Annotated in this window: 8 protein-coding genes; 5 read left to right on the top strand and 3 right to left on the bottom strand. The window is 41.1% G+C overall.

The window, feature by feature from the left end; all coding sequences use genetic code 11:
• Window positions 1–364 precede the first annotated feature (364 nt).
• The 5 genes from JMV76_RS10350 to JMV76_RS10330 all read left to right on the top strand — a co-directional run bounded on the left by JMV76_RS10350 (window position 365) and on the right by JMV76_RS10330 (window position 5,372).
• Complete coding sequence (locus tag JMV76_RS10350) at window positions 365–1,426, top strand: TRAP transporter substrate-binding protein (protein WP_201502606.1); 1,062 nt, start codon at window positions 365–367, stop codon at window positions 1,424–1,426.
• A gap of 17 nt (window positions 1,427–1,443) precedes the next feature.
• Window positions 1,444–1,971 carry a TRAP transporter small permease gene (locus tag JMV76_RS10345; protein ID WP_201502605.1) on the top strand — a complete coding sequence of 176 codons (528 nt, stop codon included), beginning with the start codon at window positions 1,444–1,446 and terminating at the stop codon, window positions 1,969–1,971.
• Window positions 1,968–3,257 carry a TRAP transporter large permease gene (locus tag JMV76_RS10340; protein ID WP_045448043.1) on the top strand — a complete coding sequence of 430 codons (1,290 nt, stop codon included), beginning with the start codon at window positions 1,968–1,970 and terminating at the stop codon, window positions 3,255–3,257. Before JMV76_RS10345 ends, JMV76_RS10340 begins: the two co-directional genes overlap by 4 nt.
• Window positions 3,258–3,580: 323 nt before the next feature.
• Window positions 3,581–4,630: a 5'-nucleotidase gene (locus tag JMV76_RS10335; RefSeq protein ID WP_201502604.1), complete on the top strand. Its 1,050-nt coding sequence runs from the start codon at window positions 3,581–3,583 to the stop codon at window positions 4,628–4,630.
• 136 nt (window positions 4,631–4,766) lie between these two features.
• Window positions 4,767–5,372: a rhomboid family intramembrane serine protease gene (locus JMV76_RS10330; protein WP_201502603.1), complete on the top strand. Its 606-nt coding sequence runs from the start codon at window positions 4,767–4,769 to the stop codon at window positions 5,370–5,372.
• Window positions 5,373–5,456: 84 nt separating this feature from the next.
• Here JMV76_RS10330 and JMV76_RS10325 read toward each other — a convergent pair whose 3' ends face one another.
• From JMV76_RS10325 to JMV76_RS10315, 3 genes are all read right to left on the bottom strand, one after another.
• Window positions 5,457–6,002, bottom strand: coding sequence for a hypothetical protein (locus tag JMV76_RS10325; RefSeq protein WP_201502602.1), 546 nt, complete (start codon window positions 6,000–6,002; stop codon window positions 5,457–5,459).
• 359 nt (window positions 6,003–6,361) lie between these two features.
• Window positions 6,362–8,230 carry a sodium:solute symporter family protein gene (locus JMV76_RS10320; RefSeq protein ID WP_060491927.1) on the bottom strand — a complete coding sequence of 623 codons (1,869 nt, stop codon included), beginning with the start codon at window positions 8,228–8,230 and terminating at the stop codon, window positions 6,362–6,364.
• A gap of 4 nt (window positions 8,231–8,234) precedes the next feature.
• Window positions 8,235–8,495, bottom strand: a complete 261-nt coding sequence (locus JMV76_RS10315; protein ID WP_045448034.1) for a DUF4212 domain-containing protein — start codon at window positions 8,493–8,495, stop codon at window positions 8,235–8,237.
• Window positions 8,496–9,176: the final 681 nt, after the last annotated feature.

Here is a 9,176-nt window from a genome sequence, read left to right as displayed (position 1 = left end):
TCAAAGTAAAACCCCTTCCGCGAAAGCGGAGGGGGTTTTCTTTTGGCTGTGGGATTTGGGAAAATAGTATAAAATTATACTTAATCTAACTTACTTTTATAATTCACACTCTATAAGTGTATTTCCTATTTGAATTGACGATTTTTTTGTTTAATTGCTATGCAATTTTATGAATATATTTTCTAGTCCTGCCATCAAAATGATTTGACTTATATCATTATAGCTGCTAATTTTAAACTATATTTTTATTACAGGTATGTAAAAGATATATTTAAAACTTGTAAATTATTACATCTGGTATAGATTGGATTATTTACCAGTGATGTATTACTCCTATTTTCACAATTATCAAAAGGAATTGATAATGAAGCTAGCTCCTCTTTTTTCAATTGGTGCCTTAGCGGCTGTTAGTATTTTAGGCTGCTCTAACCAATCTGCTAACACGACTGATGGCTCATCAGCAAACTCTCAAGAAACGACCGTTTTACGCTTCTCCCACTTTTGGCCAGCAACCTCTTCTATTAGCACAGAGGTTTTTGAACCTTGGGCCAAGCAAATAGAGACAGATTCTAATGGTCGCTTAAAAGTAGAGTTGTATCCTTCCGCGGGTCTTGCCAAAGCAGATGTTACGTACGAATCTGCTGCTAAAGGTACGATAGATATCGGCTCACAAGCACATGGTTATACCAGTGGTCGTTTTCCTTTAACTCAAATCACTGAACTTCCTGGTTTATCAAACTCAGCGACTCAAATGGGTTGTATGCTTCAGACTCTTTATGAGGATGGCACGCTTGCTAGTGAGTATGAAGACTCACATCTACTATTTATGTATGGCGCTGGGCCTGGCTCACTGCATACTACGGATAAGTTGATTCGGACTCCTGAAGACATGAAAGGCATGCGCATCCGCCGCCCTTCTGCGGTCGCGGGTGACATTATCGAAAGTGCTGGAGCATCACCAGTAGGATTGCCTGCTAATGATATGTATACCTCGCTACAGCGCGGCGTCGTCGATGGCTTGAGTTTTCCTTGGGAGGCCGTCACAGCGTTCAAAATTGACGAAATCACCAAATATCATACCAACATTCCTTTTTATAGTTCGGCGCTGATGGTTACTATGAATAAGGATAAATATAACAACTTACCCGATGATTTAAAGCAAGTGTTGGATAAAAACTCAGGAATGGCATTGGCTAATAAAGTTGGTGAAGTGTTTGATAAGCATGATCAAATGGCCATTCAAGCTGCTAAAGCTAAAGGCGATGAGATCGTTGAAATTCCTGATCCATTGAATGATCCTGATTGGAAAGGACCACTTGAAAAGGGTACTAAAAAATATCTAAATGATGTCAATGCTTTGGGTTTAGATGCTGATAGTGTCTATGAGAAAGCAAAAGCTGCCAGTGCTGCTTGTAAAGTGGTATAACCCATTGGAGGTGTCACATGGCATTTTTAGTAAAAATCAGTATTCTAATCTCTAGATTATGCCAGTTTATTGGTGGTATCAGTCTTATTATTATTGTCCTCACAACGATGCTCGATGTGACTGCTCGTTATATTTTTAAGCTGACTGGTGGTGAGTTTGGCTTTACCGTTAAAGGCAGTGTAGAGATCGTTTCTTACTTCATGCTCTTTGCTTTACTTGCTGCCTTTGGCGCTTTCGTCGAACGCTCACAAATCATCGTTGATGTCTTTACCCAAAAAATGCCGCAAGCCATTAAAGGTTATATGATGGGCGTCTTTATGATGGGCTTTTTTATCATTGGTATCGTTTTTGCTTGGGGGCTTTATGAGAGTGCTGTTGATGCCATAGAATACGGCAAAGTCACTCAAGATCTTAGATTGTCAATGATGCCCATCTATGCATTTAGTGCATTTTTAAGTCTCTTACTCGCCATTCGCTCATTAATCGAATCCATCAATATCTTTAAAACGGGCGAGTTCTTTGACGCCGAGGAGACAGGCGCATGAGTCCAGAAATTATTGGAGCTATCGGCTTAATCGTCATGATACTGCTTGTTGTCCTACGAGTTCCAGTGGCGCTTGCCATGTTAGGTGTTGGATTGGTTGGTTTTGGCGCAGTGACGGCGCCCAGTGGCGCACTGCAAATGCTCAAAGATATTCCGGTAGATGTGCTAGCCAAATATGACTTTAGTGCGATTCCCTTATTTATTTTAATGGGCGTTTTTGCCACTCATTCAGGTATGGCAGGGAAGTTGTTTGAAGCTACCCGAACTATTTTTGGGGGAGTGAGGGGCAGTTTGGGTATTGCTGGTATAGGATCGTCTGGTATTTTTGCTTCTATTTCAGGCTCATCCTTAGCCACAGCATCCACTATGACCAAAGTTGCGCTGCCACAAATGGAGAAATATGGTTATCAACCAGGTTTTGCCTGTGGTATTTTAGCAGCGGGTGGCACGTTAGGTATTATGATTCCGCCTAGCATTGCGCTACTGGTCTATGCCATCTTAACCCAGCAGTCAGTCGGTGACATGTTCATCGCTGGTTTCTTGCCTGGGATTTTGGGCATGGTGATGTATTCAATCACTGTTATGATTATGGTACGCTGGAAGCCGCATTTAGCGCGTCGCGGTGAGCCTACTTCTTGGAAAGCCAAGCTGCTGTCATTGACGGGACTCATACCATTTAGCTTTATTTTTATTGTGATTATCGCTGGTATTTTCTTTGGGTTATTTACTCCGACAGAAGGAGCGGCAGTCGGTGCTTTTGTTTCTTGGGCTTATGCTTTTGCCAAAGGCATGCGTATAAAAGGTCTAAAGCAATCTTTGATTGAAACGCTTGCATTATCAGCGGTGGTGTTCTTTATGCTGCTGGGTGCAGAAGCCTTGGGTTACTTTATCTCCGTCTCACGCTTGTCTTATACGCTAGCGACTTGGATTGGTACATTAGCAGTCAGCCCGATGATTGTACTGATCTGTATCTTAATCATGTACTTCCTCTTAGGGTTGTTCATGGATGCTTTGGCGATGCTGGTCATTACCATTCCAGTGGTATATCCAATCATTGTGGCGTTAGGGTTTGATCCCGTATGGTTTGGTATCATCGCTGTATTGACAGTAGAGCTTGGACTGATTACGCCGCCGATGGGGATGAATATCTTTGTCATTAAAGCGATGGCACCGCATATTAAGCTGTCTGATATGTTTCGCGGGGTCGCACCGTTCATTGTCTCTGATCTGATTCGACTGGTTATTTTGGTCGCCTTTCCAGCGATATCTTTAGTGCTGCTAACGTAAGCCCTATTGATAAAAGTAAGCTTAGAAAGTCATAGCTTCGTTGCTCATCTACATTGTTCATTAATAGAGCCATATTGTTTCCATAACAATATGGCTTTTTTATGATAATAGAAAAAGTTAGCGTAATAATTCTATGGTTAAATTATTCCACATAAAGTCACATTATGAGACATTTTTTGAGCGGTCATTTTGATTACCTAAAAAGTAGTTTTTATACTAAATGACATTATACGTGGATAACTTTTCTTATCATTCTAAGGGCTTGTGAATGTAGTAAACTGGTTGGCATTTCCGAATAGATAACTTTATAAGTAGAGAAAATCATGGCAGTCGATTTTAGTAATACGCTCATCGTCGCGATTTCTGCAACGGCACTTTTTGATTTAACAGAATCAGAAAATTATTTACTAGAGCTGCTAGAGCAGAGACCTGTAAGCGCCATAAAAGAGTTTCGAGATTATATGACCAAGCGTGAGAACGATGCTCTCAGTATTGGTGCTGGTTATCCATTAATTAAAGCTCTATTAAATCTGAATAATTATTGCAATGATGGCATGCAAGATTTAGAGGTTGAGACACCTTTGGTGGAAGTGGTCATTGTTTCAAAGAGTAGTCCAGATACGGGCATTCAAGTCCTCAATGCCATTCTTGAACATGAGCTGACTATCTCGCGCTCGGCATTTATTTCAGGCAGTTCTGTTGCTCCTTATATTAAAGACTTCAACGTCGATCTATTTTTGACGACCAATCGCGAAGATGCCCAGCAAGTGGCTGATGCCAATATCTGCGCTTGTGCGATACTCGATGCAACCCCTGTCAATACTTATGAGTTAGATACCGATCAGCTACGTATTGCTTTTGATGGTGATGCGGTGCTGTTTGATGATTCAGGTGAACTGCTGTACAAGCAAAAAGGACTGCGTGCTTTTCACGATCGCGAAATACAGATGCGTGATTTACCCATTGAAAAAGGCCCCTATGCTGAACTGTTGATTAAACTATCAAATTTACAGGAACGTCTACCCGCTGGTCTCAAGTATTCTCCCATAAAGATTGCATTGGTGACAGCTCGCAACGCACCCGCTGATCTGCGTGCGATTAAGACATTGCGAGAGTGGGGCGTCAATGTTGATATGGCGTTTTTCTTAGGAGGTTTAGAAAAAACAGCGGTACTTAGAACGTTTGCACCTCATATCCTTTTTGATGATTCTATCAAACATATCGATGCCGCTCGTCGCTTCGTACCCACCGCTTTGGTGCCTTATCACTCAACATCGTTATTACATAGTGACAGTTATTTGATGACTGGCAAAGAGGCTGCATTGTTAGATTTTACACCTGTAACACGCTCCACTGCTACGCTGAGTCATTAAAATATCGCTAAAAACATGAATTAAAACATGAATTAAAACATGAATTAAAACATGAATTAAAACATGAATTAAAACATGAATTAAAACATGAATTAAAACATGAATTAAAACATGAATTAAAAGAGTAGGGCATTATATGAATTGGCAGCAACTGCTTAACTTGATTATGATACGAATAAAGCAGGTTATAGGCTTATATGCTTTTGTATTAATACCGATGTGGGGCATGTTTTTTTTAAATGAAGTGGCATTATTTGGCATGTGGAATATCTTCGGGATTGTGCCTCGTGCCTTAGATGTGGGCAGCATGATTGGAGTATTTGCATCATGGACGATGCATGGCAATTTTTCACATTTGCTTGGTAACACTTTGACGTTGTTACAGATTTTATTTTTGTTTGGATTGTTTGAGAAGAATGCTTATCGAACAGTGATTAAGCTCATTATCGCATCTGGATTGGTCACTTGGATCATTGGCTCGCCATTGTCAATTCATGTTGGCGCATCAGGGCTATGTTTCGCGATGCTCGGCTATATGATAGGCGGTGCTGTATTTGCGCGGCGTTGGGGTTATTTGATTGCCTGTATTGTCATGGGTACTGGCTATTGGTTGACCATCAAGCAAGGATTGATGCCGCAACAAGGTATCTCGTTTGCGGCGCACTTCGGTGGTCTATGCGCTGGATTGCTGTTAGGCGCTAATTCTAAGCATACTTATACCGCAGCTTCTCAGCGCAATTGAATACATGACTATAATATAAGCCGTCTTAAATCCCTTAATAATCAGCTATTTTAGCAGGGTTGTATTTACATATTTATGCGGAGGTTAGCTTTTACCAGTACAAATACTAATGAACAACGGGTCATCTGTTGCCAACTCTCGCCATGCTGTTGTTTGCTTGACATGTTCATCAATCGTTAGCTTACTGTCTTTTTCGGGTATGACATAATCGGCACGCGCAGGAATACGACAGTCTATAACTTGTGGTACTTTCTGCACGCTTCTGCGTCTTTCAAACAGATATAAATTAACCAAATATACATCTGGATTGTCTACCTGCACGCTAGCGTTGGCGGTATCGGCAGCGATAAAACGTAATATTTGCGGTTTGATATAAGACCATGGGCGAAACCACTCGGTGCTTTTTGCTACTTTGACGACTTGCACGCCTGCTGGTAACTTGCTCACTTGCTGACCATACCAGTTATACTCTTGGTGTATTTGAAAGGCAAACATACCAATCGCAGCAAACAAAGGAATAAGCCACTTTGGTGCGCGTTTGCCAGCCAGTTTACTGAGGTGAGTTATAATGAGTGCCAGACCAGCCATGCCAAATGCGGCAGCGATGGTAGCGATAAACTCAAAAAGCATAAAATCTTCCTTAATGCGTTAAGCACTTTTAATTGAGCGCTTTTAACTAGGGCGTGTTCTCATTTTAAAAATGGTCATAAAAATGAGATAAATTGCCGTCAAACAAGGAAAGTAGCGCAAATAATATCGAGATATTGATAAGCTATTAACGATGTTTGGCAAAATTTAGCCATTTTTAGCCCATTTAGAGGGTAATCGATTTAATTGAGAACACGTCCTAAGCATAGTTAATAAAGTATATTCAATAAAGCAAAAATCTAACATTTTTTATAATAAATAAGAGATAAAAAAATCACTCACAAGCAGCTACTGCCTGTGAGTGATATATAGTAACTGAAGATATATTCTCATTTATATACTTAGTGGTCGACTGCACCGCCTGCGCCACGTGGAGAGCGGACACTTTCAACCAACTCTTGAATGTGTAATGGTGGGGGCGCAGTAGCATAAGAGACAGCAAACGCTACGATAAAGTTAAGCAATGCCCCAATCGCACCAAATGATAGTGGTGAGATACCAAACAACCAATACTCTGCCGTATCAGGGAAGTTCGCTGTACCGCTAATGAAGAACCAACCTTTAAAGACAAAGATATAAACAAGGATACTAATCAGACCTGTTAGCATACCAGCGATGGCACCAACATTATTGATCCGTTTAGAGAAAATACCCATCATCAGTGCAGGGAAGAGCGATGCACCAGCGATACCGAATGCTAATGCGACTACCTGTGCGGCAAACCCTGGTGGATTTATTCCTAACCAAGTAGCAACTACAATCGCAACACCCATCGTAATACGCGCAACTCTCAATTCGCCTTTATCAGTAATATTTGGATTAAGGTTTCGTTTAATCAAGTCATGACTGATCGCTGACGAAATAGCCAGTAGTAGGCCTGCTGCTGTTGAGAGCGCTGCTGCCAAACCACCTGCGGCGATAAGACCAATAACCCATGGTGGAAGATTCGCAATTTCTGGGTTAGCTAATACTAAGATATCGGCATTGACATCCAGCTCATTACCCTTCCAGCCCGCTGCGGTAAAGCGTCCATCAAGTTCTAAATCCTGTGCGACACGTGCAGTCTCTACGGCTGCAGTGGCAGCGGCTACATCGCCACCATCCGCTTGTGCAGCAGTTAAGGCAAGCTCAGCGGCACCAAGTCCACTGTCGTTGTACATTTGGATACGACCATCATTATTAAGATCATTATATTTAATGAGACCGGTATCTTCCCATGTCTTCATCCAGTCTGGACGTTGATCATAGTTTATAGGTGCTTCTGCTACCCCTTGTGGATAAATCGTATCAATCAGGTTTAAACGTGCCATTGCACCTACGGCAGGAGCAGTGAAGTATAATAGCGAGATAAATACCAACGTCCAACCAGCTGTCCAACGCGCATCAGCGACTTTAGGTACGGTGAAGAAGCGGATGATAACGTGTGGTAGACCTGCTGTACCGATCATGAGTGATAAGGTAAATAGCACCATATTTAGTTTGTTAGGGACATCAGCAGTATAAGCCGTGAAACCCAAATCAGTAACCACCTGATCTAGCTTGGTTAAGATAGGAACGCCTGCTTCCACATGGTTTGAAAACAAGCCCAAACCTGGAATTGGATTGCCTGTTAACTCAAGTGAGATGAAAACAGCAGGAATGGTATATGCAATCATTAGAACTACATACTGCGCTACCTGCGTATAAGTAATCCCTTTCATACCACCAAGTACAGCATAGAAGAAGACAACAACCGCAGCAATCAGGAGACCAGTCGTGTTTTCAACTTCCAAGAAGCGTGAGAAAGCGACACCGGCACCTGTCATCTGACCGATAACGTATGTGGTTGAGGCGATAATCAAACAAATTACGGCAATCATTGCTGCCGTTTTTGAATAAAAACGGTCGCCGATGAAGTCAGGTACCGTAAACTTACCAAATTTACGTAAATAAGGCGCTAGGAGCATTGCCAGTAGTACATAACCACCTGTCCAACCCATCAAATAAGTTGATGCGCCATAACCGCCAGCGGCAAGAATACCTGCCATCGAAATAAATGACGCAGCACTCATCCAGTCAGCAGCCGTTGCCATACCGTTGACGACAGGATGAACACCGCCGCCTGCTACGTAGAATTCACTCGTTGTGCCAGCACGTGCCCAAATTGCAATACCGAAGTATAGAGCGAAAGATAGACCTACAAAAATAATATTAATCGTAAATTGACTCATGGGGCTATTCCTCGTCTACGCCGTATTGTTTATCTAACTTATTCATACGCCAAGCGTAGAAGAAAATTAAAACGATAAATACCCCAATGGATCCTTGCTGAGCAAACCAAAAGCCCAAGTCGGTACCACCGATTTTAATACCTGCTAAGAGAGGACGTAACAAAATCCCAAACCCGTATGAGCATAGCGCCCAAATAAATAGGCTACCTAAAATGAGACGGACATTGGCACGCCAATAACCGGATGGATCGTTGTGGTTTTCCATAGGACAACTCCTTTTGCCTAACATAAAAACAAGATTACTGATTTGAGCCTGACAAGTTATTTTGCTTTAGCATGTATCACATGATGGAAGACAGTTCGATACGTTGTCTATAAACGGATCATAAAATCAGTTTATAGGCTGATAAAGCAGAATGACCAACCAGTAGTAAGTAACCCAATATTATCGAAAAAAAGGCAGATTTCTATCAGTTAAAACACTGCGAAAAATACTTTTCTGTGGTTCGATTTTGCTAAAAATTACATTGTAAAATATGGCTGTGGGTCGACTATAACCTAAACATCTAACAAGATTTATGGGCTATAGAATGACTGGATTTATAGTATATAGAGATGAGGATTTATGGAGGAGGGTCGGTATTGGTTGACAGTCCTCTGTCTTATTATGCTCATCATCCCTGATGATATTTTCTTAATATTTCAACTTATTATTCATGCCAATAAGTATTGCAAGAAATATTTATGAACTTATTGGGAATATATACAATATTGACTTAATTAACAATAAATAAATTTTATTTACTTTATGTAACTAAATGTTTGCTTTATGGAAACCATGGTCAACTTATGTAAGAGAGACCAGCTAAAAAAACGGCCGTTGCTCAAGGGTTGTGCTAAAACCTTATTTATATTAAGGATTTAGTTTTATAGAGGTATTAGAGCA

The organism is Psychrobacter cibarius (assembly GCF_904845955.1).
In the GTDB taxonomy this organism is placed as follows: Bacteria; Pseudomonadota; Gammaproteobacteria; order Pseudomonadales; family Moraxellaceae; genus Psychrobacter; species Psychrobacter cibarius_B.
This window is presented reverse-complemented; position numbering and strand designations above follow the sequence as displayed.